The organism is Pantoea sp. X-Soil-MYKO-1785 (assembly GCF_059730675.1).
The window spans coordinates 1,344,109-1,364,296 of sequence record NZ_AP036000.1 but is presented as its reverse complement, the minus strand read 5'-3'; the positions used below and the strand labels follow the sequence as shown (position 1 = coordinate 1,364,296).

Here is a 20,188-nt window from a genome sequence, read left to right as displayed (position 1 = left end):
ACTTAGCTTACGGAAAAATGCGCGTCGATGCCACGAAAACCGCTGAAAAGCGCGTGTCAGCCAGCGGTTTTAGGACGGAGCCCGGGGATAGCCTGTTGCTCAATCCAGCCAATCATCAGCCCGGCAATGTCCAGACCGCTGGTGGTTTCTATCCCTTCAAGGCCCGGCGAGGCATTGACCTCCATCACCAGCGGCCCCCGATCGGCACGCAGGATATCAACCCCGGCGACGTCCAGCCCCAGCGTAGTCGCCGCTTTGATGGCAATCTGCCGCTCCTGATCGGTGATAGTGACCGGATAGGCCTTGCCGCCGCGGTGCAGATTGGAGCGAAAGTCGCCCTCTTTTGCCACCCGCTCAATCGCCGCCACCACCTGATTGCCAATCACCAGACAGCGAATATCCCGGCCGCCCGCCTCTTTGATGAACTCCTGCACCAGAATATGGGCATTCAGACCGCGAAATGCATCGATAACGCTTTCCGCCGCCTGGCGCGTTTCGGCCAGCACCACGCCGATGCCCTGGGTGCCTTCCACCAGCTTGACCACCAGTGGCGCGCCGCCGACCATGGCGATCAGGTCTTCAGTGTCATCTGGCGAGGAAGCAAAGCCGGTGACCGGCATATCAATTCCCTCGCGAGCCAGCAGCTGCAGCGAGCGCAGTTTGTCACGTGCGCGGGTGATCGCTGCCGATTCATTCAGCGGATAACTGCCGCTCATCTCAAACTGGCGCAGCACCGCCGTGCCGTAAAAGGTGGTCAGAGAGCCGATGCGCGGAATGACCGCATCGAAGTGGCCGAGCGGTTCACCGCAGTAATGCACAGCGGGCGAGGCGGGATTGATGTTCATATAGCAGGAGAGCGGATCGATGATTTGCACCTGATGCCCGCGAGTTTCGGCCGCCTCACGCAGCCGCCGGCTGGAGTAAAGCGTTTCGTCGCGCGACAGAATGGCTATCTTCATCGTCCGTTCTCCGCCGTCAGCTTAACGCGTTGCCCAGCCCTGCTGATGCAGGTAATCCAGCATAAACGGGCGCGTTTCTTTGATAATCAGGCGCTGAATCAGTTCGCTCCAGGTTTCGCTGCGCTGGTTGCTGTCACGGTGCTGATAGTAGAGCTCGGTGCGGCTGTCATAGTCCGCCAGTACCGCCGGATCGAGCGGCTGGTAGCGGTTTTCATGCACCAGCATCGCGTGCGGCATGCGCGGTTTCACATCCGGGCGGGTTTCCGGATGACCCAGACAAAAACCAAACAGCGGCAACACAAATTTGGGCAGGCCGAGCAACGTGGTCACCTCGGCGATGTTGTTACGGATACCGCCAATGAATACCCCGCCCAGCTCCAGCGATTCGGCCGCCACCATGGCATTCTGCGCCATCAGCGCGGTATCAACGCAGCCGAGCAGTAGCTGTTCAGCGCGGCCCAGCTGGGCATCCGGACAGATCTGCAGGTGACGATTAAAGTCAGCGCAGAACACCCAGAACTCGGGCGCATCCGCCACCCACGACTGACCGCCGGTCAGGGTGACTAACTGGTCGCGCAGCGCACGGTCAGTGATACGAATAATAGAAGAGCACTGTAAAAAACTGGATGTGGACGCCGATTGCGCCGCATTAATAATCGCTTCACGCTGCGCCTCGCTGACGGGCTGGTCAGTAAAGGCGCGAACAGAGCGGTGGCTGCACAGTAAATCAATGGTCGGTGTCATAAAGTCTCCAGCAACATTATCTTTTTTTGTCAGTGTGATTAAACAGCTGCGGCGCGATCGCTTTTGCGGTGCGCCACATTAATAGCCAGGCGGCGGGCAGCATCAATACAATGCCTGCGATAAACAGCCCGGTCGCCAGCGTCCGGGCATCCAGCGTGCCAGGCGCGGGCAGCCAGCGATTGACCAGCAGCAGTGCGGCCAGAATCATCAGGCCGCCCAGCGCTTCCAGCACCAACACCGCGCGGGGTAATCTGGCGACATTCTGCATCGTCCTCTCCTGCTTTAGCCGGTTATTGAGCGTCAATTATGGTTAACAACCCGCAAATTGCCCACCGTCTCGCGTGAGCCGCTGGCAGAAAAAATCCCGCCCGGCTGATAACAAGGTTCCAGCCGCTATAGGTGGCGGGCATCAGACTAACAGGCAAATCCTGCTTTCTTTAAGCGATCCGAGCGGGCATCATGGTTGCCATTCTCAGGTTTATTGTGTGATGAAGATCACACACCACGCTGCAAGGAGTTCTTCATGATTGCTGTAATTTTTGGTCGTCCGGGCTGTCCATACTGTGTCCGTGCTAAAGAGCTGGCGGATAAACTCACTGCTGAGCGTGATGATTTTAGCTATCAGTATGTGGATATTCAGGCGGAAGGCATTACTAAAGCCGATCTGGAAGCCAGCGCCGGTAAGCCTGTCACCACCGTACCGCAGATTTTCCTTGATGATAAACACGTCGGCGGCTATACCGAGTTCGCTGCCTGGACCAAAGAAAACCTGGGCTTCGTCGCTTAATTAGCGGTTGCAGGCTGGGGAACGAAAAAGGCGAGACGCAGTTACGGTCTCGCCTTTTTGCTGCGCAGCGTCTGACGGTTGCTCTGCATTGGCCCCGCACGCCTGGCCGGGGACGGGTTAATTCAGCGAGGCCAGCACAATCTGCATCAGGCGCACCAGCAGCGCGCCGCAGCCGGCCCAGAACATGGCGCTCACGCTCCAGGCGACGACAAACAGACCGCTGGCGTGGGCCAGCAGGGTATTATTTAACAGCAGCGCGGCAACCAGCGTGCCCCACAGCGCCATCAGTAAGGTACTTTTTAACGGACTCTCCACCTGCATTAAGGCCATCACGATGCCAGGCAGCATAAACAGCAGCAGTTCAGGCTGACCCCGCAACGGGGCAGCACCGGTTTGCCAGAAGTGGCAGGTAACAACAAACACCAGACTATAAAGCCCCACCCCACACAGGCGGGTCGTCCAGAGATAAGAACGCTGCGGCATAACACCTCACTGACTAAAAATTACCGGGATAAAAACTCGTCTGTAACCTGCTGCGTTCAGGTGGAAATAAAAAGAAACAGTTCGTTTTGATAACGAATTAAATTAGCCAATGGCTGAGGAAGTTTTTTCTGATTAGAATAGCCGCCGTTACCACGGTCGCATTTGCAGCACTGATACAACGCGCCCCCGACGGCTTGCTCAAGATAGCGAAAAACAAGCCTCTCTTCAACAGGTTACACGTAAACAAGAAGTTAAACAGTGAATATTAACGTCGCAGAATTGTTAAGTGGAAATGACGTTTTGTTATTATTTGTCGTACTGGCGCTCGGGCTGTGCCTGGGGAAACTGCGTCTTGGCTCAGTTCAGCTGGGAAATTCAATCGGTGTATTAGTGGTTTCTCTGTTATTAGGCCAGCAGCACTTTACGATCAATACCGATGCATTAAGTCTCGGCTTTATGCTGTTTATTTTTTGTGTTGGCGTCGAGGCCGGTCCCAACTTTTTCTCGATCTTCTTTCGCGACGGCAAAAACTATTTCATGCTCGCTATCGTGATGGTGGTCAGCGCGCTGATTCTGGCGCTGGGGCTCGGAAAGCTGTTTGGCTGGGATATCGGCCTGACGGCGGGCATGCTGGCGGGATCAATGACCTCAACGCCGGTACTGGTCGGTGCCGGCGATACGCTCCGGCAAAGCATCAGTGACGGCAAACAGCTGGGATTAATGCAGGATCAACTCAGTCTCGGCTATGCCGTAACCTACCTGATTGGCCTGGTCAGCCTGATCTTTGGTGCGCGCTACCTGCCGCGCCTGCAGCATCAGGATCTGCCCACCTGCGCGCAGCAGATCGCTCGCGAGCGCGGGCTGGATGCCGACAGCCAGCGCAAGGTGTTCTTACCGGTGATCCGCGCTTACCGCGTCGGCCCGGAACTGGTGGCGTGGAGCGGCGGCAAAAACCTGCGTGAACTCGGTATCTATCGCCAGACCGGCTGCTACATTGAGCGCATCCGCCGTAACGGTATTCTCGCCAGCCCGGATGGCGATGCGGTGCTGCAACTCGGCGACGATATCTCACTGGTCGGCTATCCCGATGCGCACGCCCGTCTCGACCCCAGCTTTCGTAACGGCAAAGAGGTGTTTGACCGCGATCTGCTGGATATGCGGATTGTGACCGAAGAGATTGTGGTGAAAAACCACAATGCGGTGAATAAACGGCTCAGTAAACTTAATCTCACCGATCATGGCTGCTTCCTTAACCGGGTCATTCGCAGCCAGATTGAGATGCCGATTGACGACAGCATCATGCTGAATAAAGGCGATGTGTTGCAGGTCAGCGGCGAAGCACGACGGGTTAAAAGCGTGGCGGATCGCATTGGCTTTATCGCTATCCACAGCCAGATGACCGACCTGCTGGCCTTCTGCGCCTTCTTCATCGTCGGCCTGATGATAGGTCTGATTACCTTTCAGTTCAGCAACTTCAGTTTTGGCATCGGTAACGCGGCCGGCCTGCTGTTTGCCGGCATAATGCTCGGCTTCCTGCGCGCCAACCATCCGACCTTTGGCTACATTCCTCAGGGCGCACTCACCATGGTGAAAGAGTTCGGGCTGATGGTGTTTATGGCCGGTGTGGGGCTGAGCGCCGGCAGCGGCATCAATCACGGCGTCAGCAGTGAGGGTGCGCTGATGCTGCTGTGTGGATTACTGGTCAGCCTGATCCCGGTGATTATCTGCTATCTGTTTGGTGCCTACGTACTGCGAATGAACCGCGCGTTACTGTTCGGGGCGATCATGGGTGCCCGCACCTGCGCCCCGGCGATGGAGATTATCAGTGACACCGCGCGCAGCAATATTCCCGCGCTGGGCTATGCCGGAACCTACGCGATTGCTAACGTGCTGTTGACGCTGGCGGGTACGCTGATAGTGATTATCTGGCCGCTTTTGCCCTTATAAAATTTTTTTGCATACGTCCAGAACTTTTTTGTTAAGGGCTAGTCTGAATAAGTGCCACTGCTTTTCTTTGAAATCCCCAAATTGTGGAGCCCGCTGGTCTTTTTCCCGGCGGGTTTTTTTATGCCCTTTTTCCTCTATGACATTCCCATTCCGGCTCAAACAGCGGCTGTCCGGCGGTCAAACTTAAACAATCAGGCAACCCGTGAGCAGATTAAGAGCCTTGCTATGGACGAAACCCAGGGTAAAAAGCAGGATAGTGCGCCGGTGCTGTTAGCAATTTGTGCTGAATATTTTGGTTAGCGCCTTGTCGCTGACGTTTGATTTGCCGCCGTAGTCAGTCGGCGTCTGCCTTTGAGGGCAACGTAGCTGTTGACTGGTGGCCTGTTTGCAGAGGAATGCCCCATAATGGAAGAGTTAAACCGCTCACTGTTTATCGCCATCAATGCCACCCCCGCGTCACCCGCCTGGCTGCTGCAACTGGCGACCTTCATCGCCAAAGATCTGATTGCCATCGTGCCGCTGTTAATTGTCGTGCTGTGGCTGTGGGGACCGCGCGACCAGCTCTCTTCACAGCGGGTGCTGGTGCTAAAAACCGGCATGGCCTTACTGTATGCGCTGGCGATCTCCTGGTGTGTCGGCCAACTGTTACCGCACCCTCGCCCGTTTGCGATTGGGCTCGGTCATCAATTTCTGCACCACGCAGCGGATGACTCCTATCCCAGCGATCACGGCACCACTATCTTCACTTTTGCACTGGCCTTTATTTTCTGGCATCGCCTGTGGTCAGGGGTGATTCTGATGCTGGCCGGCGTCGCCATCGCCTGGTCGCGCATCTACCTCGGCGTCCACTGGCCAATGGATATGCTGGGCGGCTTCCTGGTTGGTTTGCTGAGCTGTCTGGCCTCCCATCTGGCGTGGCAGATCTACGGTGAGCGGATGCTGGCGGTGATTAATCCGCTCTACCGGTCGCTGTTTGCCCTGCCAATTCGTAAAGGCTGGACTCAGGATTGAAAAAAGGGACGCCGCGGCGTCCCTTTTTTATGAGGATTATGAGAACCACTTGCCGAACCAGCCGTTAAATTTCATCATCACGAAATCCACCATCCGGCTGAAGAAGCCCCCTTCCGGCACCTCCTGTAAGACCACCAGCGGACGCTGGTCGACAGTTTTGCCATCCAGCTGGAAATCAATGGTGCCCACCACCTGATTTTTCTTCAGTGGCGCTTCGAGCTGCGTCGAATTGAGCTTAAAGCTCGCCTTCAGGTTTTTCATCTGGCCTTTCGGGATGGTCAGTGCGGCATCTTTCGACACGCCAAGGTTGACCTGACTCTTATCGCCAAACCAGACCCGCTGCTGCGCAAACGGCGCGTCGGCCTTGATCGGCGTGACGGTTTCATAGAAGCGGAAGCCCCAGGTGAGCAATTTTTCGCTTTCGCGGAAGCGAATCGCATCGCTGGCGGTGCCGAGCACCACCGAAATCAGTCGCATATCGCCTTCGGTTGCCGAGGCCACCAGGTTATTACCGGCACCGGAGGTGTGGCCGGTTTTGACGCCGTCCACCTTGAGATTGGTGCTCCACAGCAGACGGTTGCGGTTCATCTGGCGGATTTTATTGAAGGTGAACTCTTTTTCTTTATTCAGTGCATACTCTTCCGGTACATCGCGAATCAGTGCCTGGGCAATTAACGCCATATCCCGCGCGGTACTGTACTGTCCCTCAGCATCCAGCCCGTGTACCGTCATAAAGTGGGTGTTCTGTAACCCCAGCGCTTTAACGTAGTTGTTCATCAGGCCGATAAACGAGTCCTGACTACCGGCCACGTAATCCGCCAGCGCGATACAGGCGTCATTGCCGGACTGGATCACAATGCCTTTGTTCAGCTCATGGACCGGAATACGGTCACCCGGCTTTAAAAACATCAGCGACGAACCGCGCAGCCTGGGGTTGCCGGTCGCCCAGGCATCCTGCCCTACCGTCACCAGATCGTCCGGCTTAATTTTGCCGGCTTTGATCGCCTGACCCACCACGTAGCTGGTCATCATTTTGGTCAGACTGGCGGGATCGAGACGCTGATCGGGATTAGATTCAGCTAACACTTTGCCGCTGGCGTAATCCATCAGTATCCAGGCTTTGGCATCAATACCTGGCGCAGCAGGCGCCTGTTCAGCAAAAGCGCCGATCGGGGCGATAAGAAGTAAAGAGGTGGCAGCAAGTAGCCGCAGGCGAGAAGCAACGCGAGTGTTTGTCATGGGCTTGACCGGATTGTCCTTGTTAAATCGGGATTCGGGAGGCAGAAAACCTCCACTCAGAACGCTAACCGTTGAGGGCAGCGAAAAAAACCGCCGAATCGTAAAGTTTTTTAGAGTTTAGTAGAGTAACCCTGGCATCCCCGCCGCGCGCGTGCCAGTTTCGCCCCGTGCTGTCGCCATCAAAAATGCGTGAAATTCCGATTTTTCGCAGAACAGTTAAGCCGGTCACAATTATCAGCTAACCTGAAAGCCAGTCAGCCGAGGAGACCGACCATGGACTTAGCCCTATTTGATCTGGATGAGACGCTTATTAGTGAAGACAGCACCGGCCTGTGGTTGCGCTGGCTGGTATCGCAGGGCTTCGCCCCCCGCGAGCTGATCGACCAGGAACAGGCCCTGATGGCGCAGTATTATGCCGGTACGCTATCGATGGAAGAGTACATGAATACTACCCTGGCCCCGCTGGCGGGTATGGCAACCCTGACCGTTGAAGGCTGGGTGCGTCGCTTTATCCATCGCGACATTATGCCGCGCGTCTATCCGGCTGCCCGCGAGCGCATTCAGTGGCACCAGGCGCGCGGCGACAAGGTGATGATTATCTCCGCCAGCGGCGAGCATCTGGTGCTGCCGATTGCCGAAAAGCTGGGTGCCTGCGGGGCGCTGGCGATAGGCGTCGAGATCGTCGATCAGCGCTACAGCGGTAAAACCTACGGCACCATGACTTATAAAGAAGGCAAAGTGACGCGTCTGGGCGACTGGAAAGCGCTGCAGCAGGGTGAAGCCTTCGGGCACACCTGGGCCTACAGCGATTCGATGAACGACCTGCCGTTACTCGAACAGGCCGATCATGCGCATGTGATTAATCCTGACAAACTGCTGCATCAGGAAGCGCTAAACCGGGGCTGGCAGGTCTGCCACTGGGCCCGTTGAGCTAACCGCGGGACGCACCGGCGTCCTGCGTTAACCCGACTTTCAGCAATTTGCCGTTGGCTTCATCGGTCAGCACATAGAGATAGCCATCCGGCCCCTGTCGCACATCGCGAATACGTGCGTTCTGATCGTCGAGCAGACGCTGCTCTTCAACCACTTTCTCCCCGTTGACGCTCAGCCGGATCAGATTTTTCTCTTTCAGCGCGCCGATAAACAGCGAATTTTTCCACTGCGGGAAGCGGGCACTGTTGTAGAACGCCATACCGCTGATGGCGGGCGAATCTTTCCAGTAGTAGACCGGCTGTTCGGTTCCGGCGGCATGGCTCCCTTTCGATTCAGGGACTTTATCGCCGCTGTAGTCGATACCGTAGGTGGCCAGCGGCCAGCCGTAGTTTTTACCTTTACCGATGATGTTGACCTCGTCACCGCCACGCGGACCGTGCTCGCTTTCCCACATCGTTTCGGTCCACGGATTAAGCGCCAGGCCCTGCGGATTACGCAGGCCATAAGCCCAGATCTCCGGACGTGCGCCGCTCTGCTTCACAAACGGATTATCGTCAGGCACGCTGCCATCCGCATTCAGACGCAGCAGTTTGCCCTGCAGCTTGTCGAGATGCTGCGCGCTGCTGCTGGCAAAGTTATCGCCAAATGCAACCCACAGAAAACCCTGTTTATCGAACGCCAGGCGGGTGCCGATATTATTCCCGCTGGAGAGCATTGGCGTCTGGCGAATCACCACACGGAAATCGCGTAGTTGCCGGTTATCCTCGCTTAGCGTCCCGACACCCACTACCGCACCGGCTTTGCCGCTGCTGTTAGCTTCGGTGTAGCTTAGCCAGACGCGTCGGCTGCTGGCAAAATCGGGTGCCAGCACCACGTCCAGCAAGCCGCTCTGGCGCTGTGCCCAGACCTGCGGCACGCCGGAAATTGGCTGTGACAAGCCACCCTGCGGACTCCAGCTGCGCAACTGGCCGCTGCGTTCAGTAATCAGCAGGGTCTTATTATCAGGCAGAAACGCCACAGACCATGGATGTTGTAACTTATCCTGCAACAGCTGGACCTGTACCTGCGGTTCAGCGGCCAGTAGCGGCGTGGCACACAACAGCGAACCACTGAACAACAACGTGCGAGCGAAACGAGCCATAGCGTTCTCCTGACGGGATGCAATGCCCTTAAGCGTAGTCAGCCACGCTGCGATGATGTTGAGGATTTACAAAAGATTAAACAGGGCGGCAGCGATTTGTCGCCTGGATAATGTGGGGAACAGGGTAGCTTAAGTGCCAGCCGTGGCCTGGTTTTCGTTTCATCTGCGGAAGCGCAGGGAACACTCCACGACGCAAGCAGCATCAACCCTGAATCGTGGGTCCGTAGCTGAAACCGGGTTGCTCTCACTGAACAGCCCTGGGCGGGATTGAGGGATTTCCACCGATCGCAGCTCAGTAAACCTTCATCTTATTTCGGTATGAGCGGTGAGATGATTAAGGCGTTCATCCGGCAATCACTGTCTTAAGGCCCGCGAACAGTGCCTGAGGATGTTATTCGTTAAGGTCAGGCAGGAATCCGCCGCAACGTTACCCTGTTTATCTGACATCACAGCTATAACTTTTTTCAGCCTGCTTACCCAGCACCCACATCACAATTGTGCTCAGGGTTGTCAGCCGGCTCAACACCCGTCGCCTTCCAGCTGGTTGGCTGAAACTGGATAGCCGGCGGCGAATGTCAGGCATAAAAAAACCCGACGGATGAGATCGGGTTTAATCAGTTTTCCGCTATCAGCTTAACGCACTGACCGGAGAAAAATGCTCTGCATCTGACGCGTTTAATTTTTGCTGTTACCGCTGATAATTTCATCATAAATCTGACCTTCCTTACCCACCCGCTCTGCCGGTTTTAGTGCTGGATTTGTGCCAGCTCGTCTTCTGAAAGGCCGGTCATTTTCATGACGGTGTTACGGTCAATGCCGTTCTGCAACATGGTACGGGCAATTTTCAGCGTGGCTTCGCGCTCGCCTTCGCTACGGCCTTCCTGCCTGCCAAGCTGAATACCTTTCTCGATGCCCTTCTCAATGCCCTTCTGCTCCAGCTGTTGTGCGATGGTCATAAGTGCGTCTCCGTGTTGCGGCACACGCTGTGCCAGTTCGCGAACAAAGGCTTCGGAGTCAGCTGACTCCCCTGCCTGCAGTAAATAGTGTATCAGCGCTGTTACCTGGGGTGAAGAAAGATAATCCGCCATCAGTAACGTGGCCAGACGATCGGTCAGCGTGACCAGATCTCGCTGATGAATATGTTTTTGTAACAGGGTCAGCGCCGCCATGCTGCGATGCCCCATAATCTCTTCATCCGGAATGACCGTCACGTCCACCAGGGGAAAGGCGCTGCCATAAAGGTTTACCGCCAGCGATGGATTTTCGAACTCATCAAGCCAACAAGTAGAATATGGATAAGGACTGCGTTTACCGGTATAGAACAGGACCGGTATCACCAGTGGCAGCGTTTTATGGCCAACCTCAAGATGCCGCTGCATGGCGGCTACAGCGTATCGCATCAGCCTGAACGCCATGTGCCTGTCCGGGGTGGATTGATGTTCAACCAGCACATGAATATACCCGTCGCCGGCAGTCGTCTTCAGGCTGTAGAGAACGTCGCTGAAATACTGGCGCAGATCGTCTTCAACGAACGAGCCGGATTCCAGCTTAAGGGTAGTGAGGTCACAGATAGCACGCAGTTCTGCGGGCAGGTGCAGTTCCATAAAGTCACGGGCAATATCCGGCTGCGTAAGAAACAGCCGGAAGGTGGCATCATGAGGCGAAGTAGTGCTGTTCTTTTTTTTCATCGTTCCTGACCCTGACTATCCCTGTGCAGGGTAACACAGGTCAGATCCAACACCACCGCAGCAGTGACCGGAGGAAATGCCAGAGCGAAAAAGGAACAGGGTCGGACAGCCGTTTCATCGTCAGTTTCCGGCGATCGACAGTACCCTAAATGGAAACGGTATCCCCGCTCACGCGGGGAACCGGCGCAAACCGGCAATCTACTGAATCCCCTTTAGCGGGTATCCCCGCTCACGCGGGGAACCGGTGCGCTGACTGCCGTCTGATAGCAGGTTAATATCTCAGGGTTACGGCGCGTTAAAACTTACCGTGTCACGCACCATGGTATTGATACCGGGCTTCAGGTCTTCAAAGGTGATCGGCGTATTGCTGTTGCTGACCGTTTTGCCAAACGCTTTGCGCACTACCCGGATCAGCGGCTTCCCGGTGACCGCATCGCTGGCCTCTATCTCCAGAAACAGCTCACTGTTTTGGGTACGGTGCCCCGACGCCGCCATGGTGGTCGCCACCACTGCTGCGACCGGCACCACCTCGTAGAATTGCACCCCTTCATTCTCCGCAGAGACGGCAGTAATTGCCGCCCGCACTTTCAGCGTGTGCGGTGTGGCCTGACTGACCAATGGTCGACGGGTGGCGATCGCCCCTTTTAGCTGAATGTCGGTGTAACTCAGCACCTGATCCAGCGTTTGCTGGCTGACACGCGCGGTGGGATGAGCTGCCGGATAGTAGACCAGCGGCGTATAAAGTACATCTTTGTACTGGCTGCTTTTATAGTCGGGCGAGATCCAGCGCAGGGTCGGTTCACCGCTGGCCGATGCTGTCGGCTGCAACTGACTGTAGTCGGCTAAAAAACCAGAATATTGCTGTTTATCGGTAACGTGGGAAGTACAACCGCTGAGCAGCAGGGCAGAGACCGCCAGCAGAACAACCACAGACGTTTTACGCATCATCAACTCGCTTATGTCGGGAAGGTTTAAGCAAGCATAGATAAGCCTGACGGGAAATGCTGAAAAATAAGTGTTTTTCTAAAGAGTTATGTTCGCGAGGCCGGAATAACCCGCTGCCGCGCAGCGGGCCCAGGGCTTACTCGAAACAGGTGTCCGGGTTTTCAGACAGGGTAATAAACTGTTTGCCGCCCTGAGTCAGCGCCATGATGGTGCCGGTTTCAATATCGTAGACCCAGCCATGCAGACGCAGCTTGCCGTTACGCAACGCCACCGATACCGAAGGATGGGTTTTCATGTTATTAAGCTGGGCGATGACGTTCTCTTTTACCATCTCGTTCAGCTTTTTCTCTGGCGAGTCATATTCACGCTGCTCCACCACCGCTTTTGCCGCATCGGCATAGCGCAACCAGTGTTCGACCGCTGGCATGGTATCCATGCAGGCACAGGAGGCGATGGCATTCATCGCGCCACAGTTGGAGTGACCACAGATGATAATGTCAGACACGCCCAGCGCGACGACAGCGTATTCGATAGTGGCGGAAACGCCGCCTGGCTCCGGGCCAAATGAAGGCACGATGTTGCCCGCATTACGGATAACGAACAGCTCTCCTGGCTCCTGCTGCGTCACCAGTTCCGGCACCAGTCGGCTATCAGAACAGGAGATAAACAGCGCTTTAGGATTCTGATTTGACGCCAGGCTTTTGAAAAGATCCTTCCTTTCAGGAAACACATTCTGCTGGAAATTCAGAAATCCATTGATGATCTCTTTCATTATTTAGCTCTCACATTATCCACGTCGTTACCTGAAGGTCATAGCCCCTTCAGTGTTGATTTGCCCGTTTATTATTAATGAAAACAAGTGAATATCAACCAGCGATTTCCTAAGGATGCTATCTGAGCCGCTGTGTCAGCGTTTCGCTTTGGCGATTGCCTCCCGGCAAAAGCGGAATTTCTTTTTATAGCACGGTCAGTTACTGGAAAATGATCCTGCCCATCAGCCTTTTTTTTAGTCCAGCCAGCGGCAGCGTTTTTACCGGTTTTTTCACAGCTTTACACGGCGCTAAACCCTTACAGATAACGCTACATTTTTTTCAGCAACACAGGTAAAATCCCGCGCCATTGCTGTGCTGAACCGGAAACAGAGCTATGTCTACTACAACAAAAACCTTGCCGCCACGGGTCGGATTCGTCTCGCTCGGCTGCCCCAAAAACCTCGTTGATTCCGAGCGCATCCTCACCGAACTGCGCACCGAGGGCTATGATGTGGTACCGCGCTATGACGATGCTGAAATCGTGATTGTGAACACCTGCGGATTTATCGACAGCGCCGTACAGGAGTCGCTTGAGGCGATTGGCGAGGCACTGAATGAAAATGGCAAGGTGATTGTCACCGGTTGTCTCGGCGCTAAAGTTGATCAGATTCGTGAAGTGCATCCGAAGGTGCTGGAAATTACCGGTCCGCACAGCTATGAGCAGGTGCTGTCGCACGTACATCGCTACGTTCCCAAACCTCAGCACAACCCGTTCCTCAGCCTGGTGCCGGAACAGGGCGTGAAACTGACGCCGCGTCATTACGCTTATCTGAAGATTTCCGAAGGCTGCAACCATCGCTGCACCTTCTGCATCATCCCGTCAATGCGTGGCGATCTCGACAGCCGCGCCGTCGGCGAAGTGCTGGATGAGGCCAAACGGCTGGTCGAAGCGGGCGTTAAAGAACTGCTGGTGATTTCGCAGGATACCTCAGCCTACGGCGTAGATGTGAAACATCGCACCGGTTTCTGGAACGGCTCGCCGGTGAAAACCAGCATGGTCAGCCTGTGTGAGCAACTGGCGAAGCTCGGCGTGTGGGTGCGTCTGCACTACGTCTATCCTTACCCGCACGTCGACGAGGTGATTCCGTTGATGGCGGCCGGCAAAATCCTGCCCTACCTCGACATTCCGTTGCAGCACGCCAGCCCGCGTATTCTGAAACTGATGAAGCGTCCGGGCGCAGTAGAACGCACGCTGGAGCGGATTAAGCGCTGGCGCGAAATCTGCCCGGAGCTGACGCTGCGCTCCACCTTCATCGTCGGTTTCCCCGGTGAGACCGAAGAAGATTTCCAGATGCTGCTCGACTTTATCAAAGAGGCGCGTCTCGATCGGGTGGGCTGCTTCCAGTACAGCCCGGTGGAAGGCGCGACCGCCAACCAGCTACCCGATCCGGTCGACGAGGCGGTGAAGCAGCAGCGTTACGATCGCTTTATGCAGCTGCAGCAGCAGATCTCCGCTGAACGCCTGCAGGAGAAAGTCGGTCGTGAGATTCTGGTGATGGTTGATGAAGTGGACGAGGAAGGCGCGATTGGCCGCAGTATGGCCGATGCGCCGGAAATTGACGGCGCGGTCTACCTGAACGGCGAGCGTAACGTTAAACCGGGCGACATGCTGCGGGTCAAAGTCGAGCATGCCGATGAGTATGATCTCTGGGCGAGCCGCGTTTAATTCCGGCAGTAAATGGCGGCGCGCAGTGATGCCCGCTGCCGCATCGGGTGATATTCGCGCTTAACCATACTGCTGCTGATGCGCTTTCTTGCGTTTCAGGTAATCCTCATCGGCCCGAATCCGATCCCAGTAGCCCTTAAAAATGGCCGCCGCCGCGGCCTTTTCTTCATTCACGCCACGCGGTAGTTCTTTACCATCAGCATCATATTTTCGTCCGCCCTGATGATTGCTGTAGCGACGTGCGCGGGTGTAGCCCATCTGAATAAATTTACGCGCCATATCCATACCGACAAAATCGTCCTGCTGGCGGTACGCCTCAAACAGCGCCATGATTTTCTCAGCCGACGCTTCGGCAATCGGTACGGTACGAAAGCGCCAGTGCGGCAGGATTTCGCTCTTATAAGGCTCGACCATCAGCACCCCCTGCTCTCCGCGTCCAACCTGATAACGTTCGGGATGTTGACGGAAGTCGATGGTGCTGAAGTCCTGATCATAATCGAAAGGTTTCATGTCTTAAGTTTAGGATCCAACGCGTCGCGTAGCCCGTCGCCGAGTAAATTAAATGCCAGAACGGTGAAAAAGATCGCCAGGCTGGGGAAAATCGCCACGTGCGGCGCAATCACCATATCGGCACGCGCCTCGTTCAGCATTGCACCCCACTCTGGCGTCGGCGGCTGCGCGCCCAGCCCGAGAAACGACAGGCTGGCGGCGGTAATGATGGAAGTGCCGACGCGCATGGTGAAATAGACCACAATCGGTGAGACGGTACCCGGCAGAATATGCCGCATGATAATGGTCCAGTCAGAGGCGCCAATACTGCGTGCTGACTCAATGTAGGTCTGATGCTTCAGCACCAGGGTATTGCCGCGCACCAGGCGGGCAAACGCCGGGATGCTGAAAATCGCCACCGCCACGATCACATTGCTCATTCCGCTGCCCATGATCGCCACCACCGCAATCGCCAGCAGGATGCCGGGAAAGGCAAACAGCACGTCGCAGACGCGCATAGTAATGCGGTCCCACCAGCCTTCGTAGTAGCCTGCTAACAGACCAAACAGTGTGCCAATCAGCGCGCCGATGGCCACCGAGAAGAAACCGGCAATCAGTGAAATGCGAGTTCCCACCAATACCCGGCTGAAAATATCGCGGCCGAGGGAATCGACACCAAACCAGTGCAGCAGTGATGGCCCATCATTCAGCCGGTCATAATCGAAATAATTTTCAGCATCAAACGGCGCCACGTAAGGGCCGATAAACGCCAGCACAATCAGCAGCAGCACAAACAGCCCAGCCAGCAGCGCTACCGGCTGCTGGCGGAAACGCCGCCAGAATTCGTGCCACGGCGTGCGTACCCGGTTCTCCTTGATCAGCGGCAGGGTTTTCAGTGCCGCATCGCGTCGCCAGTTTTTCATCGCGATTCCTTAAAGCGAATGGCGGGATTGATCACCGCATACAACATATCAACCATCAGATTGATCAGAATAAACTCCAGTGAAAACAGCAGCACTTCCGCCTGGATCACCGGATAGTCGCGCATTGACACCGAATCGACCAGCAGTCGTCCCAGACCAGGCCAGTTAAATACCACCTCGACCACGATCGATCCGCCCAGCAGGAAACCGAACTGCAGGCCCATCATGGTTACCACCGGGATCATCGCGTTACGCAGTCCGTGTTTCACCACCACCAGCGACTCGCGCACCCCTTTCGCCCGCGCGGTACGCATATAATCTTCCTGCATCACTTCGACAAACGAGGCGCGGGTGAAACGCGCCATCACGGCCGCCACCGCCGCACCGAGAGTAATCGACGGCAGAATGTAATGTTGCCAGCTTTCTGCCCCGACCGTCGGCAGCCAGCCCAGCTCTACCGAGAAAATCTGCATCAGCAACATGCCCAGCGCAAAGGCAGGAAACGAAATGCCGGAGACCGCCAGCGTCATGCCGAGGCGATCGGGCCAGCGGTTGCGCCAGACGGCAGAGACAATGCCGATTGCCATACCAAAAATTACGGCCCAGACCATACTGGTCAGGGTCAGCCATAAGGTCGGCATGAAGCGCGAGGCGATCTCATCCGCCACCGGCCGTTTTGATACCATCGACTGACCGAAATCGCCCTGCAAGGCATTAAGAATAAAGTGCCAGAACTGCTGCGGCAGCGGCAGATCAAGTCCCAGCTCCTGACGCACCAGCGCTACCACCGAGGCGTCCGCCTCCGGTCCGGCAATCAGACGCGCCGGATCGCCCGGCAGCAGGTGAACAAACAGAAACACCAGCACCGCAACAATCAGCAAGGTCGGGATCAGCCCCAACAGCCGTTTAAGAAAATAGTTAAGCATGCAACATCCTGCAGCTGCGGCCAGCCGCGTGGGCTGGCCGGCTCCGTTACTTCAGACTGGCCTCATCAAAATTGAATGAGGTATCGGGCATCACATAAAAACCGCTGAGGTTTTTGCTGCTGGCGGACACCAGTTGCTCAACCACCAGCGGGATCCACGGATGATCCTGCCAGATGGTGTCCTGGGCATCTTTGTACAGCTGGGCCTTCTGCGCGCGATCGGTGGTTTTCAGCGCATCCGCCAGATCTTTATCGACCTTAGGATTGCTGTAAAACGCGGTGTTGAAGATCGCAGGCGGCCAGGCGGCAGTGGCAAACAGCGGCGTCAGCGCCCAGTCGGCTTCGCCAGTTGACGCGGACCAGCCGGTGTAGAACATCCGCACGCCGCTCTCTTTCTGGCCTTTACCCTCAACTTCGGCCGCCCGCTGCCCGGCATCCATCGCGGTGACCTTAACCTTCACGCCGATCTGCGCCAGCTGCTGCTGCGTGAACTGCAACACTTTCTGCGCGGTGCTGTGATTGTGTGATGACCAGAGGGTGGTTTCGAAGCCGTTGGGGTAGCCCGCCTCTTTCAGCAACGCTTTGGCTTTGGCTGGATCGTAGCGAATGGCCGGATATTGCTGAGCAAAGTCGATGGACGGCGGGACGATACCGGTGGCCGGGGTGGCGTAACCGGCAAAGGCTACTTTCGCCAGCGCCTGGCGATTGATGGCATACTCCAGCGCCTCACGCACTTTCGGGTTGTCAAACGGCTTCTGGGTGACGTTGAGGCTGATATAGCGCTGCATAATCGACGGCGTGGTTACCACCTCGAGCTTGCTGTTTTTCTCCAGCAGTTTGGCCTGCTCATAAGGGATCGGGAAGGCGAAATTGGCTTCCCCGGTTTGCAGCATCGCCGCACGGGTATTGTTATCCACGATCGGCCGCCAGGTAATGCTGTCCAGCTTCGGATAGCCCGGCTTCCAGTAGCCGTCCCACTTCTTCACCTTGACGAAGTCGGTCTGATTCCAGGTTTCGAACACAAACGGACCGGTCCCGACCGGGTGGAAACCGATATCCTTGCCATATTTTTTCAGCGCGGTCGGTGAAATCATCGCCGCCGCCGGGTGCGCCAGAATGTTAATAAAGGCCGAGAACGGCTGCTTCAGGGTCACTTTCACCGTGGTCGGATCGATCACTTCGGTCGTGGCGATCTGCTTAAACAGGTTATAGCGTTTAAGGTGATTATCCGGGTTGCTGGCGCGGTCGAGATTGACCTTCACCGCTTCGGCGTTGAAGTCGCTGCCGTCCTGGAATTTAATCCCCGGTCGGAGCTTGATGGTGTAAGTCAGCCCATCCGGACTGGCCTGATAACTTTCGGCCAGCACGTTGGTCAGCTTCATCTGCTTATCAAAACCAAACAGTCCCTGATAAAACGATTTGGCGACCGCCTGTGACAGCGTGTCGTTGGCGTCATACGGATCGAGGGTGGTGAAGTTGGACGCGACGGCAATCACCGCATCCTGCGCCGCCCAGGCGGGCAATGTAAGGGCGCTGCTTAATATGCCAGCCGCCACTAACCCTTTACGCATCGTCATCTGCATCTTGTTCTCCTGTAATCCCTGTCGGGTGGGTCGCCGAAGCGATATCTTCACTATTCAGGTCGCGCTGATAACGTGGCGGGCGACAAAGTGCCCCGGTGCCACTTCCATCAACGGTGCCACTTCAGGTTCATCCCCTAACGCATGAATCGGACTGGGGATCTCATCAACCATTAACGCGCGTTCCCGGCGATGGTGCGCCGGATCGGCAACCGGGACGGCGGCCATGAGTTTTCGGGTATAAGGATGCTGTGGCTGCTCAAATACCGCCTGGCGCGGCCCCATCTCCACAATCTGGCCGAGATACATCACCGCCACGCGGTGGCTGATGCGTTCCACCACCGCCATATCATGCGAAATAAACAGAAACGCGATACCAAATTCGCGCTGTAAATCGAGCATCAGGTTGATGATCTGCGCCTGAATCGACACATCAAGCGCTGAGACCGACTCATCCGCAATCACCACTTTCGGGTTAAGCGCCAGCGCGCGGGCAATACAGATGCGCTGCCGCTGGCCGCCTGAAAATTCGTGCGGGTAGCGCTGCGCGTGTTCCGGCAACAGCCCGACCTTTTCCAGCAAGACGGAAACGCGCTGTTCCGCTTCACGACGCGACATCACCTTGTGCACCAGCAGCGGCTCCATGATCGAGAAGCCTACCGTCAGCCGCGGATCGAGCGAGGCGTAGGGGTCCTGAAAAATAAACTGAATGTCACGCCGCAGATGCGCCAGCGCCGCGCCGCTGAGGTTATCGATGCGTTGCCCGTTGAAGGTCAGCGTCCCGCCCTGGCTGGCCACCAGCTTCAGCAGTGAACGGCCGGTGGTCGATTTACCGCAACCGGACTCGCCGACCAGCGCCAGCGTTTCGCCGGCATAGAGATCGAAACTGACTTTTTCGACCGCGTGGACCCGACTTTTCACCCGGTTAAACAGACCGCCGCGAATATCAAATCGCGTCACCAGATCGCGGACCTGCAGAATCGGTGGCCGATCGCGGCGCACGGTATCCTGCGGCGTCTGCTGCTCTTCCCCGCCGTGCAGCAGCGGGAACTTAGCGGGCAACGGCTGGCCGTGCATCGAGCCGAGCTTAGGCACCGCCGCCAGCAACGCCTGGGTGTAAGGCTGGCGAGGGGCGCTAAACAGCTCGGTCGCCGGGGCATTCTCCACCACTTCGCCGCGATACATCACCTGCACCCGGTCGGCCATTTCCGCCACCACGCCCATATCGTGGGTAATAAAAATGACGCCCATCTGCATCTCTTTTTGCAGCACGCGGATCAGCTGCAGGATCTGGGCCTGAATGGTGACGTCGAGCGCGGTGGTCGGCTCATCGGCGATCAGCAACGCCGGTTTACAGCAGAGCGCCATGGCGATCATCACCCGCTGGCGCATCCCGCCGGAAAGCTGGTGTGGAAAGCGGGACAACACATTTTGTGCATCCGGAATACGCACCAGGTCCAGCATATGGCGCGCTTCTGCCAGCGCCTGAGCGTGGCTTTTGCCCTGATGCAGGCGAATCGATTCGGCGATCTGCTCACCGACGGTAAACACCGGATTGAGCGAGGTCATCGGCTCCTGAAAAATCATCGCCATATCCGCGCCGCGTACCCGCCGCATCTGGCCGGCCGGGGCGCGCATGATATCCAGTACCTCACCGTTACGGCGGCGCAGCTGTACTTCACCGCGAACCGTTGCGCCGTTTTGCTCAATCAGCCGCATCAGCGCCAGCGAGGTGACTGACTTACCGGAACCTGACTCGCCCACCAGCGCCAGGGTTTCGCCGCGAAACAGATCGAGGGAGAGATGGCGCACCGCCTCGGTCACCGCGCCCTGATGCTGAAAATGCACACTGAGATCGCGTACCGCCAGCACCTGGTCTGGCGCCAGCGCGGGTAACGCCTGCCGATCGCTCATGC

Annotated in this window: 20 protein-coding genes; 6 read left to right on the top strand and 14 right to left on the bottom strand. The window is 56.5% G+C overall.

Annotated features, from left to right (window positions below; all coding sequences use genetic code 11):
* Positions 1-56 precede the first annotated feature (56 nt).
* Genes rimK through AC6I8D_RS06330 form a run of 3 tightly spaced genes read right to left on the bottom strand, consistent with a single transcriptional unit; the run spans position 57 to position 1,971 of the window.
* A complete protein-coding gene (rimK, locus tag AC6I8D_RS06340) occupies positions 57-959 on the bottom strand; it encodes a 30S ribosomal protein S6--L-glutamate ligase (protein WP_497819807.1) in 903 nt (300 codons plus the stop codon).
* Between the two features lie 21 nt (positions 960-980).
* Positions 981-1,703: an oxygen-insensitive NADPH nitroreductase gene (gene nfsA / locus AC6I8D_RS06335; protein WP_312052800.1), complete on the bottom strand. Its 723-nt coding sequence runs from the start codon at positions 1,701-1,703 to the stop codon at positions 981-983.
* A 16-nt stretch (positions 1,704-1,719) separates the two neighbouring features.
* On the bottom strand, positions 1,720-1,971 hold the full coding sequence (locus AC6I8D_RS06330) for a DUF1418 family protein (protein WP_312052802.1): 252 nt from the start codon (positions 1,969-1,971) through the stop codon (positions 1,720-1,722).
* 255 nt (positions 1,972-2,226) lie between these two features.
* Here AC6I8D_RS06330 and AC6I8D_RS06325 point away from each other — a divergent pair, with 255 nt between their 5' ends.
* Complete coding sequence (locus AC6I8D_RS06325; protein ID WP_031377006.1) at positions 2,227-2,490, top strand: GrxA family glutaredoxin; 264 nt, start codon at positions 2,227-2,229, stop codon at positions 2,488-2,490.
* 117 nt (positions 2,491-2,607) lie between these two features.
* On the opposite strand, the gene ybjM is transcribed toward AC6I8D_RS06325, so the two are convergent.
* Positions 2,608-2,973 (bottom strand): inner membrane protein YbjM, encoded by a 366-nt coding sequence (gene ybjM, locus AC6I8D_RS06320; protein WP_312052805.1) that lies wholly within the window; start codon positions 2,971-2,973, stop codon positions 2,608-2,610.
* A 258-nt stretch (positions 2,974-3,231) separates the two neighbouring features.
* On the opposite strand from ybjM, the gene AC6I8D_RS06315 reads away from it, so the two are divergent.
* The 3 genes from AC6I8D_RS06315 (at position 3,232) to ybjG (ending at position 5,931) form a co-directional block, all read left to right on the top strand.
* Positions 3,232-4,920, top strand: a complete 1,689-nt coding sequence (locus AC6I8D_RS06315; protein ID WP_312052807.1) for an aspartate:alanine antiporter — start codon at positions 3,232-3,234, stop codon at positions 4,918-4,920.
* Positions 4,921-4,971: 51 nt separating this feature from the next.
* A complete protein-coding gene (locus AC6I8D_RS06310) occupies positions 4,972-5,220 on the top strand; it encodes a hypothetical protein (RefSeq protein WP_497819806.1) in 249 nt (82 codons plus the stop codon).
* Between the two features lie 105 nt (positions 5,221-5,325).
* Positions 5,326-5,931, top strand: a complete 606-nt coding sequence (gene ybjG / locus AC6I8D_RS06305) for an undecaprenyl-diphosphate phosphatase (RefSeq protein ID WP_312052810.1) — start codon at positions 5,326-5,328, stop codon at positions 5,929-5,931.
* A 36-nt stretch (positions 5,932-5,967) separates the two neighbouring features.
* Here ybjG and AC6I8D_RS06300 read toward each other — a convergent pair whose 3' ends face one another.
* Positions 5,968-7,170 carry a serine hydrolase gene (locus AC6I8D_RS06300; RefSeq protein WP_312052811.1) on the bottom strand — a complete coding sequence of 401 codons (1,203 nt, stop codon included), beginning with the start codon at positions 7,168-7,170 and terminating at the stop codon, positions 5,968-5,970.
* 273 nt (positions 7,171-7,443) lie between these two features.
* Between AC6I8D_RS06300 and AC6I8D_RS06295 the strand changes: the two genes are divergently transcribed.
* Positions 7,444-8,100 carry an HAD family hydrolase gene (locus AC6I8D_RS06295; protein ID WP_312052812.1) on the top strand — a complete coding sequence of 219 codons (657 nt, stop codon included), beginning with the start codon at positions 7,444-7,446 and terminating at the stop codon, positions 8,098-8,100.
* A gap of 1 nt (position 8,101) precedes the next feature.
* Here the strand turns inward: AC6I8D_RS06295 and AC6I8D_RS06290 are convergent, their stop codons facing one another.
* The 4 genes from AC6I8D_RS06290 to AC6I8D_RS06275 form a co-directional block, all read right to left on the bottom strand.
* The gene (locus AC6I8D_RS06290) at positions 8,102-9,244 is read right to left on the bottom strand and encodes a PQQ-dependent sugar dehydrogenase (protein WP_497819805.1); all 1,143 of its coding nucleotides are present in this window, start codon (positions 9,242-9,244) and stop codon (positions 8,102-8,104) included.
* 746 nt (positions 9,245-9,990) lie between these two features.
* A complete protein-coding gene (locus AC6I8D_RS06285) occupies positions 9,991-10,932 on the bottom strand; it encodes an Rpn family recombination-promoting nuclease/putative transposase (protein WP_497819804.1) in 942 nt (313 codons plus the stop codon).
* 285 nt (positions 10,933-11,217) lie between these two features.
* Positions 11,218-11,877 (bottom strand): DUF3313 domain-containing protein, encoded by a 660-nt coding sequence (locus tag AC6I8D_RS06280; protein ID WP_497820658.1) that lies wholly within the window; start codon positions 11,875-11,877, stop codon positions 11,218-11,220.
* A 136-nt stretch (positions 11,878-12,013) separates the two neighbouring features.
* Positions 12,014-12,649 (bottom strand): carbonic anhydrase, encoded by a 636-nt coding sequence (locus AC6I8D_RS06275; RefSeq protein ID WP_090962688.1) that lies wholly within the window; start codon positions 12,647-12,649, stop codon positions 12,014-12,016.
* A gap of 374 nt (positions 12,650-13,023) precedes the next feature.
* Between AC6I8D_RS06275 and rimO the strand changes: the two genes are divergently transcribed.
* Positions 13,024-14,355, top strand: a complete 1,332-nt coding sequence (gene rimO / locus AC6I8D_RS06270) for a 30S ribosomal protein S12 methylthiotransferase RimO (RefSeq protein WP_279809387.1) — start codon at positions 13,024-13,026, stop codon at positions 14,353-14,355.
* Between the two features lie 60 nt (positions 14,356-14,415).
* Here the strand turns inward: rimO and AC6I8D_RS06265 are convergent, their stop codons facing one another.
* Genes AC6I8D_RS06265 through AC6I8D_RS06245 form a run of 5 tightly spaced genes read right to left on the bottom strand, consistent with a single transcriptional unit; the run spans position 14,416 to position 20,186 of the window.
* Positions 14,416-14,865: a DUF4385 domain-containing protein gene (locus AC6I8D_RS06265; RefSeq protein ID WP_312052820.1), complete on the bottom strand. Its 450-nt coding sequence runs from the start codon at positions 14,863-14,865 to the stop codon at positions 14,416-14,418.
* Positions 14,862-15,767: a glutathione ABC transporter permease GsiD gene (gsiD, locus tag AC6I8D_RS06260; RefSeq protein WP_312052822.1), complete on the bottom strand. Its 906-nt coding sequence runs from the start codon at positions 15,765-15,767 to the stop codon at positions 14,862-14,864. The genes AC6I8D_RS06265 and gsiD overlap by 4 nt, the downstream gene beginning before the upstream one ends.
* The gene (gsiC, locus tag AC6I8D_RS06255) at positions 15,764-16,693 is read right to left on the bottom strand and encodes a glutathione ABC transporter permease GsiC (protein ID WP_312052824.1); all 930 of its coding nucleotides are present in this window, start codon (positions 16,691-16,693) and stop codon (positions 15,764-15,766) included. Before gsiC ends, gsiD begins: the two co-directional genes overlap by 4 nt.
* 46 nt (positions 16,694-16,739) lie before the next feature.
* On the bottom strand, positions 16,740-18,275 hold the full coding sequence (gene gsiB, locus AC6I8D_RS06250; RefSeq protein WP_312052826.1) for a glutathione ABC transporter substrate-binding protein GsiB: 1,536 nt from the start codon (positions 18,273-18,275) through the stop codon (positions 16,740-16,742).
* Between the two features lie 54 nt (positions 18,276-18,329).
* The gene (locus tag AC6I8D_RS06245; RefSeq protein WP_312756409.1) at positions 18,330-20,186 is read right to left on the bottom strand and encodes a dipeptide ABC transporter ATP-binding protein; all 1,857 of its coding nucleotides are present in this window, start codon (positions 20,184-20,186) and stop codon (positions 18,330-18,332) included.
* Between the last annotated feature and the right edge of the window lie 2 nt (positions 20,187-20,188).

Coding starts and splice junctions, on each gene's coding strand:
- rimK (WP_497819807.1), bottom strand. CDS start 959: ATGAAGATAGCCATTCTGTCGCGCGACGAAACGCTTTACTCCAGCCGG.
- nfsA (WP_312052800.1), bottom strand. CDS start 1,703: ATGACACCGACCATTGATTTACTGTGCAGCCACCGCTCTGTTCGCGCC.
- AC6I8D_RS06330 (WP_312052802.1), bottom strand. CDS start 1,971: ATGCAGAATGTCGCCAGATTACCCCGCGCGGTGTTGGTGCTGGAAGCG.
- AC6I8D_RS06325 (WP_031377006.1), top strand. CDS start 2,227: ATGATTGCTGTAATTTTTGGTCGTCCGGGCTGTCCATACTGTGTCCGT.
- ybjM (WP_312052805.1), bottom strand. CDS start 2,973: ATGCCGCAGCGTTCTTATCTCTGGACGACCCGCCTGTGTGGGGTGGGG.
- ybjG (WP_312052810.1), top strand. CDS start 5,326: ATGGAAGAGTTAAACCGCTCACTGTTTATCGCCATCAATGCCACCCCC.
- AC6I8D_RS06300 (WP_312052811.1), bottom strand. CDS start 7,170: ATGACAAACACTCGCGTTGCTTCTCGCCTGCGGCTACTTGCTGCCACC.
- AC6I8D_RS06295 (WP_312052812.1), top strand. CDS start 7,444: ATGGACTTAGCCCTATTTGATCTGGATGAGACGCTTATTAGTGAAGAC.
- AC6I8D_RS06290 (WP_497819805.1), bottom strand. CDS start 9,244: ATGGCTCGTTTCGCTCGCACGTTGTTGTTCAGTGGTTCGCTGTTGTGT.
- AC6I8D_RS06285 (WP_497819804.1), bottom strand. CDS start 10,932: ATGAAAAAAAAGAACAGCACTACTTCGCCTCATGATGCCACCTTCCGG.
- AC6I8D_RS06280 (WP_497820658.1), bottom strand. CDS start 11,877: ATGCGTAAAACGTCTGTGGTTGTTCTGCTGGCGGTCTCTGCCCTGCTG.
- AC6I8D_RS06275 (WP_090962688.1), bottom strand. CDS start 12,649: ATGAAAGAGATCATCAATGGATTTCTGAATTTCCAGCAGAATGTGTTT.
- rimO (WP_279809387.1), top strand. CDS start 13,024: ATGTCTACTACAACAAAAACCTTGCCGCCACGGGTCGGATTCGTCTCG.
- AC6I8D_RS06265 (WP_312052820.1), bottom strand. CDS start 14,865: ATGAAACCTTTCGATTATGATCAGGACTTCAGCACCATCGACTTCCGT.
- gsiD (WP_312052822.1), bottom strand. CDS start 15,767: ATGAAAAACTGGCGACGCGATGCGGCACTGAAAACCCTGCCGCTGATC.
- gsiC (WP_312052824.1), bottom strand. CDS start 16,693: ATGCTTAACTATTTTCTTAAACGGCTGTTGGGGCTGATCCCGACCTTG.
- gsiB (WP_312052826.1), bottom strand. CDS start 18,275: ATGCAGATGACGATGCGTAAAGGGTTAGTGGCGGCTGGCATATTAAGC.
- AC6I8D_RS06245 (WP_312756409.1), bottom strand. CDS start 20,186: ATGAGCGATCGGCAGGCGTTACCCGCGCTGGCGCCAGACCAGGTGCTG.